The 17,526-nt window shown below is 63.2% G+C and carries 18 protein-coding genes; 11 read left to right on the top strand and 7 right to left on the bottom strand.

All coding sequences use genetic code 11. The features are described from left to right. The first annotated feature begins 5 nt into the window (after positions 1–5). Complete coding sequence (locus MPZ60_RS04115) at positions 6–911, top strand: LysR substrate-binding domain-containing protein (RefSeq protein ID WP_034357549.1); 906 nt, start codon at positions 6–8, stop codon at positions 909–911. Positions 912–1,000: 89 nt separating this feature from the next. On the opposite strand, the gene MPZ60_RS04110 is transcribed toward MPZ60_RS04115, so the two are convergent. Further along, positions 1,001–1,276 carry a hypothetical protein gene (locus tag MPZ60_RS04110; protein ID WP_034357547.1) on the bottom strand — a complete coding sequence of 92 codons (276 nt, stop codon included), beginning with the start codon at positions 1,274–1,276 and terminating at the stop codon, positions 1,001–1,003. Between the two features lie 72 nt (positions 1,277–1,348). On the opposite strand from MPZ60_RS04110, the gene hemA reads away from it, so the two are divergent. The 8 genes from hemA to MPZ60_RS04070 all read left to right on the top strand — a co-directional run bounded on the left by hemA (position 1,349) and on the right by MPZ60_RS04070 (position 9,768). Further along, positions 1,349–2,653, top strand: coding sequence for a glutamyl-tRNA reductase (gene hemA, locus MPZ60_RS04105; RefSeq protein ID WP_012837115.1), 1,305 nt, complete (start codon positions 1,349–1,351; stop codon positions 2,651–2,653). A 126-nt stretch (positions 2,654–2,779) separates the two neighbouring features. After that, a complete protein-coding gene (prfA, locus tag MPZ60_RS04100) occupies positions 2,780–3,859 on the top strand; it encodes a peptide chain release factor 1 (protein ID WP_003058512.1) in 1,080 nt (359 codons plus the stop codon). A gap of 80 nt (positions 3,860–3,939) precedes the next feature. Then, a complete protein-coding gene (locus tag MPZ60_RS04095) occupies positions 3,940–5,916 on the top strand; it encodes a PEP/pyruvate-binding domain-containing protein (RefSeq protein ID WP_034357545.1) in 1,977 nt (658 codons plus the stop codon). A 9-nt stretch (positions 5,917–5,925) separates the two neighbouring features. Further along, a complete protein-coding gene (locus tag MPZ60_RS04090) occupies positions 5,926–6,459 on the top strand; it encodes an SUKH-3 domain-containing protein (protein WP_034357543.1) in 534 nt (177 codons plus the stop codon). A gap of 13 nt (positions 6,460–6,472) precedes the next feature. After that, the gene (gene prmC / locus MPZ60_RS04085; protein WP_052057638.1) at positions 6,473–7,348 is read left to right on the top strand and encodes a peptide chain release factor N(5)-glutamine methyltransferase; all 876 of its coding nucleotides are present in this window, start codon (positions 6,473–6,475) and stop codon (positions 7,346–7,348) included. A gap of 127 nt (positions 7,349–7,475) precedes the next feature. Then, positions 7,476–7,796: a Grx4 family monothiol glutaredoxin gene (gene grxD, locus MPZ60_RS04080; protein ID WP_003058519.1), complete on the top strand. Its 321-nt coding sequence runs from the start codon at positions 7,476–7,478 to the stop codon at positions 7,794–7,796. A 33-nt stretch (positions 7,797–7,829) separates the two neighbouring features. Then, the gene (locus tag MPZ60_RS04075) at positions 7,830–8,288 is read left to right on the top strand and encodes a ribonuclease HI family protein (RefSeq protein ID WP_034357541.1); all 459 of its coding nucleotides are present in this window, start codon (positions 7,830–7,832) and stop codon (positions 8,286–8,288) included. A 97-nt stretch (positions 8,289–8,385) separates the two neighbouring features. After that, a complete protein-coding gene (locus MPZ60_RS04070) occupies positions 8,386–9,768 on the top strand; it encodes a hemolysin family protein (protein ID WP_034357539.1) in 1,383 nt (460 codons plus the stop codon). A gap of 110 nt (positions 9,769–9,878) precedes the next feature. On the opposite strand, the gene MPZ60_RS04065 is transcribed toward MPZ60_RS04070, so the two are convergent. Continuing rightward, on the bottom strand, positions 9,879–10,532 hold the full coding sequence (locus MPZ60_RS04065; protein ID WP_034357537.1) for a lytic transglycosylase domain-containing protein: 654 nt from the start codon (positions 10,530–10,532) through the stop codon (positions 9,879–9,881). Between the two features lie 12 nt (positions 10,533–10,544). Continuing rightward, positions 10,545–12,287: a proline--tRNA ligase gene (locus tag MPZ60_RS04060; protein WP_034357535.1), complete on the bottom strand. Its 1,743-nt coding sequence runs from the start codon at positions 12,285–12,287 to the stop codon at positions 10,545–10,547. 94 nt (positions 12,288–12,381) lie between these two features. On the opposite strand from MPZ60_RS04060, the gene MPZ60_RS04055 reads away from it, so the two are divergent. Further along, positions 12,382–13,086, top strand: coding sequence for an RNA pyrophosphohydrolase (locus tag MPZ60_RS04055; protein WP_034357533.1), 705 nt, complete (start codon positions 12,382–12,384; stop codon positions 13,084–13,086). Between the two features lie 53 nt (positions 13,087–13,139). Here the strand turns inward: MPZ60_RS04055 and proB are convergent, their stop codons facing one another. The 4 genes from proB to rplU form a co-directional block, all read right to left on the bottom strand. Next, positions 13,140–14,279, bottom strand: coding sequence for a glutamate 5-kinase (proB, locus tag MPZ60_RS04050; RefSeq protein ID WP_034357531.1), 1,140 nt, complete (start codon positions 14,277–14,279; stop codon positions 13,140–13,142). 110 nt (positions 14,280–14,389) lie between these two features. Continuing rightward, entirely contained in the window at positions 14,390–15,505 is a 1,116-nt protein-coding gene (gene cgtA, locus MPZ60_RS04045; protein ID WP_034357529.1) for an Obg family GTPase CgtA, read from the bottom strand. Positions 15,506–15,661: 156 nt separating this feature from the next. Then, positions 15,662–15,919 (bottom strand): 50S ribosomal protein L27, encoded by a 258-nt coding sequence (rpmA, locus tag MPZ60_RS04040; protein WP_003058534.1) that lies wholly within the window; start codon positions 15,917–15,919, stop codon positions 15,662–15,664. Between the two features lie 16 nt (positions 15,920–15,935). Beyond that, positions 15,936–16,247 (bottom strand): 50S ribosomal protein L21, encoded by a 312-nt coding sequence (gene rplU, locus MPZ60_RS04035; RefSeq protein WP_003058536.1) that lies wholly within the window; start codon positions 16,245–16,247, stop codon positions 15,936–15,938. Positions 16,248–16,589: 342 nt separating this feature from the next. Here rplU and MPZ60_RS04030 point away from each other — a divergent pair, with 342 nt between their 5' ends. Further along, positions 16,590–17,519, top strand: a complete 930-nt coding sequence (locus MPZ60_RS04030; RefSeq protein WP_003062198.1) for a polyprenyl synthetase family protein — start codon at positions 16,590–16,592, stop codon at positions 17,517–17,519. Positions 17,520–17,526 lie beyond the last annotated feature (7 nt).

The following is a 17,526-nucleotide window of genomic DNA, read 5'->3' as shown; positions in this document are numbered from 1 at the left end:
CCGTCATGCGCATGCACTCACCGTCCCTCTCCGAACTTCACGCCTTTGCCGCGGCCGCCCGCCTGGGCAGTTACTCGCTCGCTGCGCAGGAGCTGTATGTGACGCAGGGCGGCATCAGCCGGGCCATCGCCAGGCTTGAGGAACATCTGGGCTTTGCCCTGTTCGAGCGCCTGGGCAGACGCAACGCGCTCACTGCGGCAGGACAGGACTATCTGCAGGCGATAGAGCCTGCCGTGATGGCGATAGAGGCCGCGTCGGCCGCCGCCCGCAGGCGCCGCCACGGGCCGCAGTTGCGCCTGTCGGTCGTTCCCACGCTGTTCAGCCACTGGCTGATTCCGCGCCTGCCCGACTTCAACCGCCGTCATCCGCAAATCATGCTTTCCTTCGCGCCCTACCGGCGCGACGATCCACTCAATGCGCCTGAGATCGATGCCTGGATTCGCGTCGGCAGCCAGCAATGGCCGGCGGGCGTGGAGGCCGAGTATGTGATCGGCCGCGACCTCATCCCCATCTGCCACCCGCGCGAGCTGCAAGGGCCGAACCCCATCCGCAGCGAGCAGGATCTGCTGAGCCGCCCTCTGCTATTCCACACCAACTACCCGGGCAACTGGGCCAGTTGGATGCAGGCCCGGGGCCTGAGCCAGCCCTGCCCCGCCCCGGTCGCGGACTTTGAGACCGTGGCCCTGCTGGTGCAGGCCGTGGCCGCGGGTATGGGTGTGGCCATGGTACAGCGCTGCCTGGTGGAGGAGGATCTGGCCTCGGGCCGCGTGGCTCTGGCGCTGGATGCGCCGGTGCATATCGAACGCGGCTACTTTCTGTGCCAGCAAGGCAACCGCCCCCCCACGGAGACCTTGAAGCAGTTTCGCCGCTGGATACTGGAGCAGGCCGGGCCCAGGGCCGTCAGCGACTGAGGCCTGGCCATACACTGGCGCGAATACAACAGGCACTCTTGAGTCAGATCAAGATTTCACGCAAAACAGCTTTCCGGCCGGTACGCCAATCAGCGCCAGGCTCTGGAAAGCACCCACTGGCAGCAGGCACTTGTGCAGACCAGTGCGGCATAAGCGAGCATCTTGCCGTCGCGTGAAAACAGCCAGAGACTGAGCAGCAAAACCGCCCCACCCAATATGAAATTAATAGCTACCTGCGCAATGAAGGATTGGGCTCCAGCCTTGTTTTGCTTTAAAACGCGAGCACAGATTGCCAGGCCCAGAGCGAGAAAAAACGCAGGGGCGAGGAAGTTGAGTAAATGATTAACGCTCGCAACAAAATCCATGGCAACAATCGATTCCAAGGCTTTGAGCCCGGGGGGTGCCCAATTCGGTACTAAATTTTATAATCCCCTGTTATGGCAGTCTGGGCTTTAGGTATCAATCACCACACGGCTCCGCTCGATATGCGGGGCCGTTTTGCGTTCGCGCTCGATCAGATCGCGCCGACGCTGCAAGGCCTGCGCGCATCTCTGTCCCACGCTGGCAGGGCTCACAGCGCTGTGGAAACCGCCATCCTCTCCACCTGCAACCGCACCGAGATCTACTGCGCTGCCGACGCCCCCGCCATGGATCACACCATGCACTGGCTGGCCAACAGCGGCGGCGTGGCGCCTGAATTGCTGCGCCAGCACTCGTATCTGCTGCAGGATGGCTCGGTCGCCCGCCACGCCTTCCGCGTGGCCTCGGGGCTGGACTCCATGGTGCTGGGCGAGGCGCAGATCCTCGGCCAGATGAAGAACGCCGTGCGCGCGGCCGAGACTGCGGGTGCCCTGGGCACCACGCTCAACCAGTTGTTCCAGCGCAGCTTTGCCGTGGCCAAGGAAGTGCGCAGCTCCACCGAGATCGGCGCACACAGCATCTCCATGGCTGCCGCTGCCGTGCGCCTGGCCGGCCAGCTTTTCGAAGACCTCAGCAAGATCCGCGTGCTCTTCGTGGGCGCGGGCGAGATGATCGAGCTGGTCTCCACCCACTTCGCCGCCCGCAACCCCAGGCAGATCACCATCGCCAACCGCACCATGGAGCGCGGCGAGAAGCTCGCCGCCCAGTTCGGCGCCGGCACCATGCGTCTGGCCGACCTGCCCGAGCATCTGCACGAGTACGACGCCATCATCAGCTGCACGGCATCCACCCTGCCCATCATCGGCCTGGGTGCCGTGGAGTCGGCCCTCAAGAAGCGCAAGCGCCGCCCCATCTTCATGGTCGATCTGGCCGTGCCCCGCGATATCGAATCCGAGGTCAAAGACCTCAACGACGTCTATCTCTATACCGTGGACGATCTGGCAACCGTCGTGCGCACCGGTCAGGCCCAGCGCCAGGCCGCCGTGCAACAGGCCGAAGTCATCATCGACACCGGCGTACAGAGCTTTATGCAGTGGATGGACCAGCGCAACCCCGTGGGTGGCGCGGTCTCGCTGATCCAGCAGGTCAATGCCCAGGCCGACGAATGGCGTGCGCTGGAAATTGCCCGCGCCAAAAAGCTGCTGGCCAAGGGCGAAGACATCGATACCGTGCTGGAAGCGCTCTCGCGCGGCCTCACACAGAAAATGCTCCACGGCACCATGGCCGAGCTGCACAAGGGCGATGCCGAAGAGCGCGCCCAGACGGCGGACACCGTCTCCCGCCTGTTCCTGCGCGCCAGCCGCAACCCCAGCAAGCTTTAGCGACGCTCGCCCGCTTGGTCGCTGCCGTCCTCGCGCAGCGCAAGGCCCGACCGTGGCCTGTCCTCCCTCTTCCCTGACTCCACAAAGGTGAGCCCCCTCACCTTTCCCAAGCCCTCGGTACCCCCTATGCAAGACTTTTTGCGCAACCAGCTCGAACGCTATGCCCAACGCCTGCAGGAGCTGGACTTTCTGCTCTCGCGCGAAGACATCATGGGCGACATGAAGCAGTACCGCACCATCTCGCGCGAACATGCCGATGTGACGGCCATTGCCAGTCGCTACACCCGCTACCTGCAGACCGAAGCCGACATAGCCGCCGCGCGTGAAATGCTGGACGACCCCGACATGGCCGAAATGGCTCAGGAAGAGATCGGCAGCGGCGAGGCCGAGCTGATCAAGCTCGAGGACGAACTGCAGCGCCTGCTGCTGCCCAAGGACCCCGACGATGCCCGCCCCGCCTTTGTCGAAATCCGCGCCGGCACGGGTGGCGACGAATCGGCCCTGTTTGCCGGCGACCTGACCCGCATGTACACCCGCTACGCCGCCAACGTGGGCTGGAAGGTGGAAGTGATGAGCGCCAGCGAAAACGAAATCGGCGGCTACAAGGAAGTGGTGCTGCGCATCGAGGGCGACAATGTGTACGGCGCGCTGCGCTTTGAGTCGGGCGGCCACCGCGTGCAGCGTGTGCCCGCCACCGAAACCCAGGGCCGCATCCACACTAGCGCCTGCACCGTGGCCGTGATGCCCGAGCCCGACGAGGCCGAGGCCATCACGCTCAATCCCGCTGATCTGCGCATCGACACCTTTCGCGCCAGCGGTGCCGGCGGCCAGCACATCAACAAGACCGACTCCGCCGTGCGCGTGGTCCACCTGCCCACGGGCATCGTGGCCGAATGCCAGGACGGGCGCAGCCAGCACAGCAACAAGGCCAAGGCCCTGCAGGTACTGCAGGCCCGCATCCAGGAAAAGGAACGCAGCGAGCGAGCCGCCAAGGAAGCGGCCATGCGCAAGGGCCTGATCGGCTCGGGCGACCGCAGCGACCGCATCCGCACCTACAACTTCCCCCAGGGCCGCCTCACCGACCACCGCATCAACCTCACGCTGTACAAGCTGCTGGCCGTGATGGAAGGCGATCTGGGCGATGTGATCCAGGCCCTGCAACATGCACGCGAGGCCGAGTTGCTGGCAGAGCTGGCCGCTTCCTGAGTCTGCAGGCACCGGCAGACTGCAGACGGCTCGAGCCGGGTCCGTTCGAACGCTTCGCCAGAAATGGGAACAATTTCAAGATGACACAGCGCTTTTTGCCGGTTCTGGTTTCAGCCCTGCTATCCGGCCTGTTGTTCACATCGACCGCCGCCCAGGCTCAGGCCTTGCGCAAGCCATCGGCCTATGACTCGGGTGCGGGGCGCCCGGTTGACGCCAGCGGCAACCGCAACGCTCCTGCCAGCCTGCCGGCCCTGACCAGCCGCGCCGATTTCGATCGCGTGGCCCGCATCTTCGATCCGGTCAGCGCCATGCCCCATGTGCTGTTTGTGATCGACCGCCAAAGCAAGAGCACGCCGCTGCATTTCATCAACACGCCGCGTTACGCGTTTCACGAAGATTTTCTACGTGCCAAAAGCCTGCTGCGGGGCGGCAAGCCAGAGCTCAACCGCAATTACCGCGAGCCGGGCCGCCGCTTCATTCTCGGCACGCTGAGCTGGCAGCCCGTGCTCAAGGACTACAGCTACGAGTTCTGGGAAGGCGACCAGCTCACGCCCGAGCTGCTACAGACCACGGCGGCCGCGCTGAAAACCGGCTTCTTCGCCCCTGTGCGCTTCAAGGCCAACTCCACGCAGCAGGAAGCCGTGGCCCAGCAGGCCGGTGTTGCAGCGGTCACCCAGGCCCAGTTGCTGGGAGCCCAGACCTATCTGCCGCTGAACCAGGGCCAGGCCGTGGGCCGGCTGCGCATCCTGAACCAGGCCGAAGCCGTGAATGACCTCCAGCCCAGGGACATCGTGCTGTTGCGCGAAGTACCCATCAGCCTGCCGCCCGTGGCCGGCGTGGTGACGGAGCGCCCTTCCACGGTGCTATCCCATGTCAATCTGCTGGCGCGTGGCTGGGGCATACCCAATGCCTATGTGCAAAAAGCGGCCGAGCAATACGCGGACTTCAACGGCCGCTGGGTGCATATCGACGTACAGCCCGCCGGCTTTGCGCTGCGCGCCGCCACGGCTGCCGAACAACAGAGCGCCGAAAAGCAGGCCCAGCAACCGCCGCCCAAGGGCCGCAAGGTCTTGCTTCAGCCCGATCTGAGTCGCAGCGAACTGGTGCCCCTGGCGGCCCTGCGCAGCGCGGATCGCCGCCGCTGCGGAGCCAAGGCAGCCAATCTGGGCGAGATCCAGTCCGCCCGCCTCGCGGACGTCAGCGTGCCCGATGGCTTTTGCATTCCGTTTGCCGCCTATGCCGACTTCATGCGCTCCAACGGCCTGGCCGAGCGCATTGCCCGCATGCGCCAACAGCCCGGCTTCGCGACGGATGCAGGCATCCGAAGGCAGGCCCTGTCCGCACTGCAGGCCGAAATCGAGCAATGGCCCGTCAGCCCGGCCGTGGCCGATGCCTGGGTCCGGCGCTGGTCCGGCCAGTTGGGCAGCCAGGGCGTGTTCGTGCGCAGCTCTTCCAGCTCCGAGGACCTGCCCAGCTTCAGCGGAGCAGGCCTCTACACCACCGTGCCCAATGTACGCAACGACACGGACCTGGTCGCCGCCGTGCGCAAGGTCTGGGCCTCGATCTACAACTTCGAGGCCTGGGAAGCCAGACAGGCAGCGGGCATCGACGATGCGCAGCTGATGATGTCGGTGTTTGTGCAAAAAGCCGTGGACTCCTCCGCCTCTGGCGTGATGATCACCCGCGACCCCTTCGATGCCTCGCACCGCCACATGAGCTATATCGCCGCCAAGCGCGGCATAGGCATCCGCGTGGTCGAGGGCAAGCAGGTCGCGGAGCAAATCCTCTACTCCAGCCGCAGCAAGGCCGTGCAGGTGCTCAACCGTTCCCAGGACGATGTGGCGCTGCAGCTGGATGCCAGGGGCGGCGTGCGCGAAGTGGCCGTGACTGCCGGCCGCGCCGTGCTCAGCGATACGCTGGTGCAGCGACTGGCGCGTGCTGGAGCCGGCATCAAGCAACGCTTTGGCGGCAAGGACCAGGACATCGAGTGGGCCGTGCAGGGCGATCAGCTCATCATCCTGCAATCGCGCCCCTTCATCTCGGCGCCCGGACGTTAAGAATCCGCCATGCTGAATTTCGAGTCACCTGTCGTCATTGAGCTGCTGCAAGCCCAGGGCTGGACCCCGCAGCGAGAGGTCGCCATACCGGCGCTTGTCCGGAGCGCTCTGGACCAACAGCCCGCTCTGGCCTGCCACCCCGCCGTGGCTGCGCTGCAGAACCTGGCGGGCTTGCACATAGGCCAGGTGGGCAAGGGACGGGAATGCGCCAGCAGCGATATAGAGTTTGACTGGCTTGAAGCGCATTTCAGCGGCGAAGATGCGGACGACGCCCTGCTCTCCTGGGAACAGCGCCTGAACACCCGGCTGATACCACTTGCCGAAGTTCACCATGCGCACGGCCAGCTGCTGATGGCGGGCGATGGACGCTGCTTTTCCTGGTCTTTTGTAGGCATGAGCTTCGAGGGCGAGAATCTTCAGCAGGCGCTGGAGCATCTGTTGCTGGGAATACGCTCGCGCCCCATGCTGGAGCCCGGCCAGTCGTCGACCCAGCTGTACGGCACGCTCTACAAGGCGGGCGACCCCGAGATATACCGCTACTGAATTTCCGAAGAAGATGGCCGCCGGCCAAGCCATGACCGAACCCTCGCCCCCCACTTTCTCCGTCGCTCAAGCCCTGCAGCAAGCCGCCAAGCAAGGCCTGGCGCGTGTCGATGCACAGATGCTGCTGCTGCACCTGATGCAGCAGCCAGCGCATGCCCGCGCCTGGCTCATCACCCATGACGGCGATGGGCTGAGCGCCGAGCAGCAGACTCGCTGGGCCCAGCTCTGCGCCCAGCGCCAGCAGGGCGCGCCCGTGGCCTATCTGACCGGCAGCAAGGAGTTCTACGGCCTGGATCTGGCCGTGGACAGCAGGGTGCTGGACCCGCGCCCCGATACCGAAACCCTGGTGGACTGGGCACTGGAGCTGCTGCCCGAAGGCGCAGCCCACCGTGTCGTGGATCTGGGCACCGGCAGCGGTGCCATTGCCCTGGCCCTGCAAAGCCAGCGCCCCTCAGCGCGGGTCATCGCCGTGGACGCCAGCGCCGATGCCCTGGCCGTGGCCCGCAGCAATGCCGCCCGACTCCAACTGCCCGTGCAGTTCGCCCATGGCAGCTGGCTGGAGCCTCTGGACGGGCTGGAACCTGTCGATCTGATCGTCAGCAACCCGCCCTATATTCGCGCCGACGACCCGCACCTGGCGGCGCTGACCCACGAGCCGCTGTCGGCCCTGGCTAGCGGCGCGGATGGGCTGGAGGACATACGCAGCATCATCGACCAAGCTCCGGCCCGCCTGAAAGACGGCGGCTGGCTGCTCTTCGAGCATGGCTGGGATCAGGCCGAAGACGTGGCGCGGCTCATGCAAGCGGCCGGCTTCGAACAGGTCCAGCACCGCCACGACCTGGCCGGCATTGCGCGCTGCACGGGCGGCTGCCGGAGCGGCAAGGCTTGATTTCCAGACCTCCACCCCAAAATATCCTGTCAGCAAGATTTCCTCACAGCATCGCATTCCTTGCGGTCGGTGAAATAATTGCAGACATCGCGGCTGGTACCGCCATTTCCAAAATCCGGAGCCCACTATGAGCAACACTCAACAACGCATCGACGACCTGGTCAAGAACAACGACATCCTGCTGTTCATGAAGGGCAACGCCAGCTTCCCCCAGTGCGGCTTCTCCGGCCGTGCCATCCAGATCCTCAAGGCCTGCGGCGTGGACGCAAAGTCCATCGCCACTGTGAACGTGCTGGAAGACCAGGAAATCCGCCAGGGCATCAAGGACTACAGCCAGTGGCCCACGATCCCCCAGCTCTACATCAAGGGCGAATTCATCGGTGGCTCGGACATCATGATGGAGATGTACGAATCTGGCGAGCTGCAACAAGTGCTGGCCGCCAAGTAAGCCCAACCCCGTCTGCAAGCCACCGGCACCCCGGTGGCTTTTTTCATGCCGCCCCCCAAACCTGTTCCCCCTCACCACTGCTGCATCCATATCGATGGCAGTGCCCTGCCCAACCCCGGCCCCATGAGCCTGGGCGTGTTGCTGCAGCTGCCCGATGGCAGCCGCCATACGCTGTCGCAGGATCTGCACCGCAGCGGCTGCAACAACGAAGCCGAACTGCGCGCGCTGATGGCCGCCCTGAAGCTGGCACGCGATCTCGGCGCGCGCAGCCTGACCGTGCGTACCGACTCACAGGTCCTGCTGGAGCAGCTTGGCCCGCCCACGGCCAAGCCGGCGCGGCCCATCGCCCGGCTCAGCCAGCTGTTCGAGGCCGCCCGCGCACAGATGCAGGACTTTGACGAGCTGGTGCTGCAATGGGTGCCCAGACACCGCAATACCGAGGCCGATGCGCTGGCACGCCTGGCCCATTCGGCCGCCGCGCTTCAGCCCTGAAGCCAGTACAGCTGCCTGCCGCAGGCTTTATGTGGTCGAATAGAGACTCCTTGATAACCGGCCGCAGGCACTGCCAGGTGCCGCAGCAGCCCTGCCTATGAGTGTGTCCCAAAGCCTTGCGGTGATTGTTCTGCTGATTCTGCTCAGCGCCTTTTTCTCTGTGGCGGAGATTTCTCTGGCCGCCTCGCGCCGCCTGCGCCTGCGCCAGATGGCCGACGACGGCAACGAGGGAGCCGAGCATGCGCTGCGCGTACAGGAGCAGCCGGGCGAATATTTCACCGTGGTGCAAGTGGGACAGAATGCCGTCGCCATACTCGGCGGCATCGTCGGCGAGGGTGCGTTCAGCCCTGCGCTGACCGAGTTCTTTTCGATATGGTTCTCGTCCAGCCTCTCGACGACGCTCGGCTTCCTGCTCTCGTTTTTCATAGTCACCTCGGCCTTCATCCTGCTGGCCGATCTGTTGCCACGCCGCATCAGCATGAACGAGCCCGAGCGCTATGTGGTGCGCGTGCTCGCGCCCATGCGCTGGTTTGTGGTGATCTTCAAGCCCATCATCTGGTTCTACAACCTGGCGACCGACACCCTGTTTCGCCTGCTGGGCCTGCCGGCCACGCGCGACGAGCGCATCACCAGCGACGACATCCTGGCCATGACCGAAGCGGGCACCAAGGCCGGCGTGCTGGCCGCCCGCGAGCAGCAGGTGATTGCCAATGTGTTCGAGCTGGACTCGCGCACCGTGGCCTCGGCCATGACCCAGCGCGACAGCGTGGCCTTCTTCTACCGCGACGACAGCGACGCCATCATCCGCGCCCGCATTGCCGAGGAGCCCTTCTCCACCTACCCGGTCTGCGACGGCGATATCGACCATGTGATCGGCTATGTGGACGCCAAGGATCTGTTCCAGCGCGCCCTCAACAACCAGCCGCTGTCGCTCAGCGACGACAGCCTGATCCGCAAGGTGCTCATCGTGCCCGATCGCCTGACGCTGGCCGAGGTGCTGGAGCAGTTCCGCATGGTGCACGAGGACTTTGCCGTCATCGTCAATGAGTACAGCCTGGTCGTGGGCGTGGTGACGCTCAACGACGTGATGAGCACGGTGATGGGCGATCTGGTCGGCCCGGCCGACGAGGAGCAGATCATCCGCCGCGACGAGCATTCCTGGCTGATCGACGGCATCACGCCCATCGAGGACGTGATGCGCGTGCTGCATCTGGACGATATGCCGCATGACGACGAGTACGAAACGCTGGCCGGCTTTCTCATGGTCATGCTGCGCCGCGTGCCGCGCCGCACCGATACCGTCACCTGGGGCGGCTTCAAGTTCGAGGTGCTGGACGTGGACAGCTATCGCATCGACCAGGTCATGGTGACCCATCTGCCCGAGCCCGCGGCCGAATCTGCCGCACCTTCGGCGGCCGCTGCGGCCAAGGTACAGGGCAGCGCAGCCCAGTCCCAGGCTGGCAAAAGCAGCCACTCCTGAATCAGGAGCTTATTTCGCATATCCGAAAAGGACTTCAGGTTCTTTTTTTGCTGAAACCAATGAAAAGAGAGCGCCAGGCGCTCTCTTTTTTTCTGTATATCGCCACGGCATCAGACCGACTGCGGCTCTTCCACCAGCCAGCGCCGCTGGGCGCCGAACACGGCATTCGGATACTGGGGCTGGCCCCGGCTTCCGTTGTAGCGGCCCAGTGCCATATAGGCATCGCCTTTTTCGCGGTCCATGTAGTGGCGCAGGATCACGCAGCCGAAGCGCAGATTGGTCTGCATGTGGAACAGCTTGCCGATATCGCCGTCACCGATCAGCCGCATCCAGAACGGCATGATCTGCATATAGCCACGCGCGCCCACGCTGGAGATGGCGTATTTGCGATAACCGCTCTCCACCTGTATCAGGCCCATGACCATGGACACATCGAGACCGGCACGCTTGGACTCGTACCAGACGGTCTGCAGGAATTCGCGCCGTGCCTGCGGATCGGGCTTGCGCTTGGCCAGCTTGTCGCTGCTGGCGACCAGCCAGCGCAGATAGCTCATGCGCGCCGCTGTGGAGGCGAACTCCAGCTCGGGCGGCGCGCCCGAGCCCGCCACGGCCGCGCTGAGCGCCGTACGCACGGAGTCGGCCAGCGGCTCTTCGAGCTGCCCGCCGGCCCAGGCCGCCTTCGGCCACAGCCACCCGGCCGCCGGAGCGGCCAGCGCAGCGGCAGTCCTCAGGCAATGGCGTCGACTCAGCAGGGTTTCGGGCATGGAAACAGCAGCTTACAGGCCCAGGCGGCTCTTGAGGTGTCCCAGCACCTCATTCGTCGCCAGCTTTGTGGCTTCTGTGTCACGGCGCTGCTGGTACTCGACCACGCCTTCCTTCAGGCCGCGGTCGCCCAGCACCACGCGGTGGGGCACGCCGATCAGCTCCCAGTCCGCCAGCATGGCACCGGGGCGCTCATCGCGGTCGTCGAGGATCACGTCCACGCCCAATGCCAGCAGCTCGCCGTAGAGCTTCTCGGCCTCGGTCTTCACGGCCTCGCTGCGACCCATGCCGATGGGGCAGATCACCACGGTGAACGGTGCAATCGCATCGGGCCAGATCATGCCGCGCTCGTCGTGGTTCTGCTCCACGGCAGCGGCGGGCAGGCGGGTCACGCCAATGCCGTAGCAACCCATCTCGAAGTGCTGTGGCTTGCCGTTGTCGCCCAGGAAAGTGGCTTCCATGGCCTTGGAGTACTTGGTGCCCAGGTAGAACACATGGCCGATCTCGATGCCGCGCTCGATCGCCAGCTCGCCCGCGCCGTCGGGCGAGCGGTCGCCAGCCACCACATTGCGCAGATCCGCCACCACGGCGGGCTCGGGCAGGTCTCGGCCGAAGTTCACGCCGGTGATGTGGAAGTCTTCCTCGTTGGCACCGCAGACCCAGTCGGCCATCACGGCCACATCGCGGTCCACCACGATGTTCACGGGCTTCTTGAGGCCGATGGGGCCCAGATAGCCGGGCTTGGCACCGAAGTGCTCCTCGATCTCGCCTACGGTCGCGAAACGGAAGCCCGCCAGGCCCTCGACCTTGCCGACCTTGATCTCGTTCATCTCGTGATCGCCGCGCAGCAGCAGCAGCCACACTTGCGACTTGACGATCAGACCCTTGTCATCGAACTCGTCCGTGGCCAGCACCAGCGACTTCACGGTCTGCGCCAGAGGCAGACCCAGCTGCTCGGCCACGGCTTCGCAGGTGCTGTTGCCGGGCGTGGCGACTTTTTGCATGGCCTGGGTGGCGGCAGGACGGGCCTGGGTGGGCGCCAGGCTCTCGGCCTTCTCGATATTGGCCGCGTAGTCGCTGTTCGGGCAGTAGACGATGGCGTCCTCGCCCGTGGAAGCGATGACCTGGAACTCTTCGCTCAGATCGCCGCCAATGGCGCCCGAATCGGCACGCACGGCGCGGTACTGCAGGCCGAAGCGGTCGAAGATGCGCTTATAGGCTTCGCGCATGGTCTGGTAGCTGATCTGGGCCGCATCGCGATCCTTGTCGAAGGAATAGGCGTCCTTCATGATGAACTCGCGACCGCGCATCAGGCCGAAGCGGGGACGGCGCTCGTCGCGGAACTTGGTCTGGATCTGGTAGAGGTTCTTGGGCAGCTGCTTGTAGCTCTTGAACTCCTGGCGCGCGATATCGGTGACCACCTCTTCGGACGTGGGCTGGATCACGAAATCACGGCCATGGCGATCCTGAATGCGCAGCAGCTCGGGGCCCATCTTCTCGAAACGGCCGGTTTCCTGCCACAGCTCGGCAGGCTGGACCACGGGCATGGTGGTTTCAATGGCGCCGGCGCGGTTCATTTCCTCGCGCACGATGGCCTCGACCTTGCGGATCACGCGCAGGCCCATGGGCATGTAGTTGTAAATGCCAGCACCCAGCTTTTTGATCATGCCAGCCCGCATCATGAGCTTGTGGCTGACCACTTCGGCGTCGGCCGGAGCTTCTTTCAGGGTGGAGATGAGAAATTGGGAGGCTTTCATGGAACTGGCAATTCAGTGGAAATAGGCATGGCCCGCTTGTCGATCACAAGGGGCCATGCATAATGAACACAATTCAAAAATTTGGGGTTTGATTATGCTTGACCGGGACGGATTTCGCCCGAACGTCGGCATCATCCTGCTCAACCAAAGAAACCAGGTGTTCTGGGGAAAACGCATTCGCACCCACAGCTGGCAGTTTCCGCAAGGTGGCATTGATCGGGGTGAGACACCCGAGCAAGCCATGTTCCGCGAGCTGCATGAGGAAGTGGGGCTGAAGCCCAATCACGTTCGCGTGGTTGCCCGCACCAGGGACTGGTTGCGCTACGAGGTGCCAGACAGGTACATCCGCCGCGACGCGCGCGGGCATTACAAAGGCCAGAAGCAGATATGGTTTTTGCTTCAACTGGTCGGGCATGACTGGGATTTGAACCTGCGTGCCACCGACCACCCTGAGTTCGATGCCTGGCGCTGGAATGACTACTGGGTTCCTCTGGATGTAGTGGTCGAATTCAAACGCGGCGTCTATGAAATGGCGCTGACCGAGCTGGCGCGCTTTCTGCCGCGCGGCGAGCAGCAGCGCAACCGCTATCTGCGCAGCGGCATGCGGCCACGCGATCAGGAGGCAGGCCAGACCACTGGCGGCACTCCCCATCCTGGGCAGCACCATCAGGTCATGTACCCTGCCCGTACAGGGAGCTTTCGCATCAACCCCGGCATAGAGCTGCCGCCTGGTGCCAGTTTTGACCCGGACCCGCAGACCGGCATAGACAATCCGCCCGATCACAAGCCTCTGCAATGAACAAAGCCGTAATGCCTTGCAGCATTACGGCTTTTTTTGTTGACAGCCGAGGCTCAGTGTCCTGCCACCACCATATTGTCGCGGTGCATTATTTCGGGACCTGCCGAGTAGCCCAACAGCGATTCAATCTCCGAGGAACTCTTGCGGCACAGCAGCCGCGCCTCGGCGCTGGCATAGCTGGCCAGACCACGGGCGATCTCGACACCGCTCTCATCACGCACGGCAATCACTTCGCCGCGCGAGAAATCGCCCTCCACGGTGATCATGCCTATGGGCAGCAGGCTCTTGCCTTCATCGCGCAGCTTGGAGACGGCACCCGCATCCACGGTCACCGAACCGCGCAGCTGCAGATGGTCGGCAATCCACTGCTTGCGCGCCTGCATCTTGTGCGTGTTGGCAACCAGCAGCGTGCCTATGGACTCGCCACGCGTCAGACGCAGCAACACGTCTTTCTCACGTCCCCAGGCGATCACGGTGGAGGCACCGGAGCCCGCCGCACGCTTGGCCGCCAGAATCTTGGTGATCATGCCACCCGTACCGATGGACAGGCCCGCACCACCGGCCATGGCTTCAAGTTCGGGGTTGCCGGCTTCGGCCACGTCGATGAACCTGGCATCGGGGTTCTTGCGTGGATCGGCGCTGTAGAGACCGCGCTGGTCGGTCAGGATGACCAGTGCATCGGCCTCGACCAAGTTGGCCACCAGCGCGCCCAGGGTGTCGTTGTCGCCGAAACGGATCTCGTCGATCACCACCGTGTCGTTCTCGTTGATGACGGGCACCACGCCCAGTTGCAGCAGCGTCAGCAGCGTGGTGCGGGCGTTCAGATAGCGCTCGCGATCGGCCAGATCCGCATGGGTCAGCAGCACCTGGGCGCTGGGCACGCCTTCGCCGCGCAGCTTGGTCTCGTACATCTGGGCCAGGCCCATCTGGCCGACGGCGGCTGCGGCCTGCAGCTCATGCACCTCGGTCGGACGCGTGGCCCAGCCCAGGCGCTTCATGCCTTCGGCAATGGCGCCACTGGAGACCATGATGACTTCGCGTTTGACGCCGTCTTCACCATTCACCAATGCCGCCAACTGGCGGCTCCACTCTTCAATGGCGGCCTCATCCAGACCACGACCTTCATTCGTAACCAGGCTGGAGCCGACTTTGACGACGATGCGACGGGCATCACGCAGCACATTGGAAGACATGAGAATTTACAGTGTTTTAAGCCTCTGGCGCTTATGGGTAAAGCGCAACAAGCTATTAAATTCAAAGCAAAACAGCGCACCAAGTGCGCTGCTGGGTTATACCCTCTAGCTTATTCCGGATCGTAAGAGGCGAAACGCGGATCGGTCATATCCAGACCAGAATCCTCACCTCCCGCAAAGCGAGGATCAATCTCCTTGGGTGCCTGCTCCGCGAGTTGCTGGTTGTGCACATGCTCGAAGATCTTGCGGATCAGCGGCTCGCAGCCTTCACGGGTCAGCGCCGAGATCTCGAAGACCGGGCCCTTCCACTTGAAGCGCTTGACGAAGTCCTTGACCTTGGCAGCACGCTCTTCCTCGGGAACCATGTCCAGCTTGTTAAGCACCAGCCAGCGCGGCTTGTCGTAGAGCTCGGCGTCGTACTTCTTGAGCTCGGCCACGATGGCCTTGGCCTGCTCGACCGGGTCCACGCCCTCGTCGAACGGTGCAATGTCCACGATATGCAGCAACAGACGCGTGCGCTGCAGATGGCGCAGGAACTGGTGACCCAGGCCCGCACCTTCGGAAGCTCCTTCGATCAGACCGGGGATGTCGGCCACCACAAAGCTCTGCTCGGCGGCCACGCGCACCACGCCCAGATTGGGATGCAAGGTGGTGAAGGGATAGTCGGCGATCTTGGGACGGGCGTTGGAGACGGCCGTGATGAAGGTGGACTTGCCCGCATTGGGCATGCCCAGCAGGCCCACATCGGCCAGCACCTTGAGCTCCAGCTTGAGGTTGCGGCGCTCGCCAGGATAGCCGGGAGTCTTCTGGCGCGGCGCACGATTGATGGCGCTCTTGAAACGCAGATTGCCGAAACCGCCGTCACCGCCCTTGGCGATGGTGATGACCTGGCCGGGCTCCAGCAGCTCGAACAGCACTTCGCCGGTATCCGCATCGCTGATGATGGTGCCCACGGGCATGTTCAGCGTGATGTCGTCGCCGGCGGCGCCGAACATGTCGGAACCCATGCCGTGCTGGCCGCGCTTGGCCTCGTGGCGACGCGAATAGCGGTAATCTACCAGTGTGTTCAGGTTCACATCGGCCACGGCATACACATGACCGCCACGGCCGCCGTCGCCACCGTCGGGGCCGCCAAATTCTTTGTATTTCTCGTGCCGGAAAGACACGCAACCATTGCCGCCGTCACCGGCCGCAATGTCGATAAAAGCTTCGTCAACGAACTTCATGAGGCATCCAGTCTACAAAATCAGTGTGCACCAGAAGCTCCGGGCCACACCTGAGTGGTCTATTACCATGCCCCATCTGCCAGAAATCTGCTGCCTGGAGCCTTTTCAAACAACAAAGCCCCGACAAGTCGGGGCTTTGTTTGAGTCAAAGACGACTTATGCAGCCGTGATGTTGACTGTTTGCTTGGACAGAGCGCCCTTCACACCGAACGACACGTGGCCGTCAACCAGTGCAAACAGGGTGTGATCCTTGCCCACGCCAACGTTCTCACCGGGGTGGAACTTGGTGCCGCGCTGACGCACGATGATGGAACCAGCTGTCACCAGCTCGCCACCAAAGGCCTTCACGCCCAGCATTTTTGGCTTGGAATCACGTCCGTTACGCGTAGAGCCGCCGCCTTTTTTCTGTGCCATGACTTAGCTCCTAAAATTAAGCAGCGATTGCCACGATTTGCAGTTCGGTGAACTGCTGACGATGGCCTTGGCGCTTTTGATAGTGCTTACGACGGCGCATCTTGAAGATGTGCACCTTGTCGTGCTTGCCGTGAGCAACCACAGTTGCCTTTACAGATGCACCGGACACCAGGGGGGCACCAACCTTGATTTCAGCGCCGTTGCCGACGGCCAAAACTTGGTCGATCACGATTTCCTGGCCTACGTCCGCAGCAATCTGTTCTACCTTGATCTTTTCGCCAGCTGCAACGCGATACTGCTTGCCGCCGGTTTTTATGACTGCGTACATTGAAAACCTCTAAAGTCTGAGAGTTCCATGAAATGATTTCCACGGAGCCGGCAATTCTAGCACGCATGCATTTTTTCTGCTGTCATACCCCTAGGAACCGATTCAGGATCTCCGGAGGCCGCGCGGAATGGGATGCCACGCAGGTGCGTGGCAAGGCTTGCTCCTTGCAAGCGACCGCAATGCCACAGACTGCCCGCAAAGCCTCTGTTCACTTGAACGGGCTCTGAGGACACCACGCAAAACCCTGTTGCATCTTCCTATAATCGTGAGTCCACTTGGCGGTTCATCACCTTGACTACAGAAATTTCCACATCCAATCCGCTTGCCTTGATCGCAGATGACATGCGCGAAGTGGATATCGTCATTGCTCAGCGACTGACAACCAGCGTCCCCCTGATCGCACAGATCTCCCAATACATCATTGCAGCGGGCGGCAAGCGCCTGCGCCCGGCGCTGCTGCTGCTGATCGCCGGTGCCCTGGGGCATCAGGGCAAGAACAAATACATTCTGGCCGCCGTGGTGGAGCTGATTCACACCGCGACCTTGCTGCACGACGATGTGGTGGACGAATCCACGCTGCGTCGTGGCAGGGCCACGGCCAACGAGACCTTTGGCAACCCTGCCAGTGTTCTGGTCGGAGACTTTCTGCACACCCGCTCCTTCCAGATGATGGTGGAAGTGGGCAGCATGCGCGTGCTGCAAATCCTGTCCGACGCCACCAACGTGATCGCAGAAGGCGAAGTCCAGCAGCTCATCAATACCCATGATGCTTCGCTGAATGAAGCCGGCTATCTGCACGTCATCCGCTCCAAGACCGCCCAGCTCTTCGAGGCCAGCGCCCAGCTGGCAGCCGTGCTGGCGGGTGCCACGCCTGAAGTGGAGCAGGCCTGTGCCGCCTATGGCCAGGCACTTGGAACGGCGTTCCAGATCATTGACGATGTGCTGGACTACACCGGCAACACGCAGGAAATGGGCAAGAACCTTGGCGATGACCTGCGCGAAGGCAAATGCACCCTGCCCCTGATCGCCGCCATGCAGCGCGGCAGCGCCGAGCAGGCCGCCATCGTGCGCAACGCCATCGAACAAGGCTCTACGGATCAACTGGATGCCGTGGTGGAAATCGTGCGCAGCACCGGTGCCCTTGACGTCGCCCGAGCCGCCGCGCACGCGGAAGCCCAGCGCGCCATTGATGCACTGGCCTCGCTGCCAAGCAATGCATACACCGCAAGTTTGCTACAATTGGCCTCTCAGCTTTTGGAGCGCCGCACCTGAATCGCCA

Source organism: Comamonas sp. 7D-2, from assembly GCF_022749555.1.
In the GTDB taxonomy this organism is placed as follows: Bacteria; Pseudomonadota; Gammaproteobacteria; order Burkholderiales; family Burkholderiaceae_C; genus Comamonas; species Comamonas thiooxydans.
Note: the sequence above shows the minus strand (reverse complement) of the source record. Positions and strands in the feature narration are given on the sequence as shown.

What these genes read in the sequence shown, in the direction of transcription:
- MPZ60_RS04115 (WP_034357549.1), top strand. Translation starts at nt 6, where the DNA reads ATGCGCATGCACTCACCGTCCCTCTCCGAACTTCACGCCTTTGCCGCG.
- MPZ60_RS04110 (WP_034357547.1), bottom strand. Translation starts at nt 1,276, where the DNA reads ATGGATTTTGTTGCGAGCGTTAATCATTTACTCAACTTCCTCGCCCCT.
- hemA (WP_012837115.1), top strand. Translation starts at nt 1,349, where the DNA reads ATGGCAGTCTGGGCTTTAGGTATCAATCACCACACGGCTCCGCTCGAT.
- prfA (WP_003058512.1), top strand. Translation starts at nt 2,780, where the DNA reads ATGCAAGACTTTTTGCGCAACCAGCTCGAACGCTATGCCCAACGCCTG.
- MPZ60_RS04095 (WP_034357545.1), top strand. Translation starts at nt 3,940, where the DNA reads ATGACACAGCGCTTTTTGCCGGTTCTGGTTTCAGCCCTGCTATCCGGC.
- MPZ60_RS04090 (WP_034357543.1), top strand. Translation starts at nt 5,926, where the DNA reads ATGCTGAATTTCGAGTCACCTGTCGTCATTGAGCTGCTGCAAGCCCAG.
- prmC (WP_052057638.1), top strand. Translation starts at nt 6,473, where the DNA reads ATGGCCGCCGGCCAAGCCATGACCGAACCCTCGCCCCCCACTTTCTCC.
- grxD (WP_003058519.1), top strand. Translation starts at nt 7,476, where the DNA reads ATGAGCAACACTCAACAACGCATCGACGACCTGGTCAAGAACAACGAC.
- MPZ60_RS04070 (WP_034357539.1), top strand. Translation starts at nt 8,386, where the DNA reads ATGAGTGTGTCCCAAAGCCTTGCGGTGATTGTTCTGCTGATTCTGCTC.
- MPZ60_RS04065 (WP_034357537.1), bottom strand. Translation starts at nt 10,532, where the DNA reads ATGCCCGAAACCCTGCTGAGTCGACGCCATTGCCTGAGGACTGCCGCT.
- MPZ60_RS04060 (WP_034357535.1), bottom strand. Translation starts at nt 12,287, where the DNA reads ATGAAAGCCTCCCAATTTCTCATCTCCACCCTGAAAGAAGCTCCGGCC.
- MPZ60_RS04055 (WP_034357533.1), top strand. Translation starts at nt 12,382, where the DNA reads ATGCTTGACCGGGACGGATTTCGCCCGAACGTCGGCATCATCCTGCTC.
- proB (WP_034357531.1), bottom strand. Translation starts at nt 14,279, where the DNA reads ATGTCTTCCAATGTGCTGCGTGATGCCCGTCGCATCGTCGTCAAAGTC.
- cgtA (WP_034357529.1), bottom strand. Translation starts at nt 15,505, where the DNA reads ATGAAGTTCGTTGACGAAGCTTTTATCGACATTGCGGCCGGTGACGGC.
- rpmA (WP_003058534.1), bottom strand. Translation starts at nt 15,919, where the DNA reads ATGGCACAGAAAAAAGGCGGCGGCTCTACGCGTAACGGACGTGATTCC.
- rplU (WP_003058536.1), bottom strand. Translation starts at nt 16,247, where the DNA reads ATGTACGCAGTCATAAAAACCGGCGGCAAGCAGTATCGCGTTGCAGCT.
- MPZ60_RS04030 (WP_003062198.1), top strand. Translation starts at nt 16,590, where the DNA reads ATGCGCGAAGTGGATATCGTCATTGCTCAGCGACTGACAACCAGCGTC.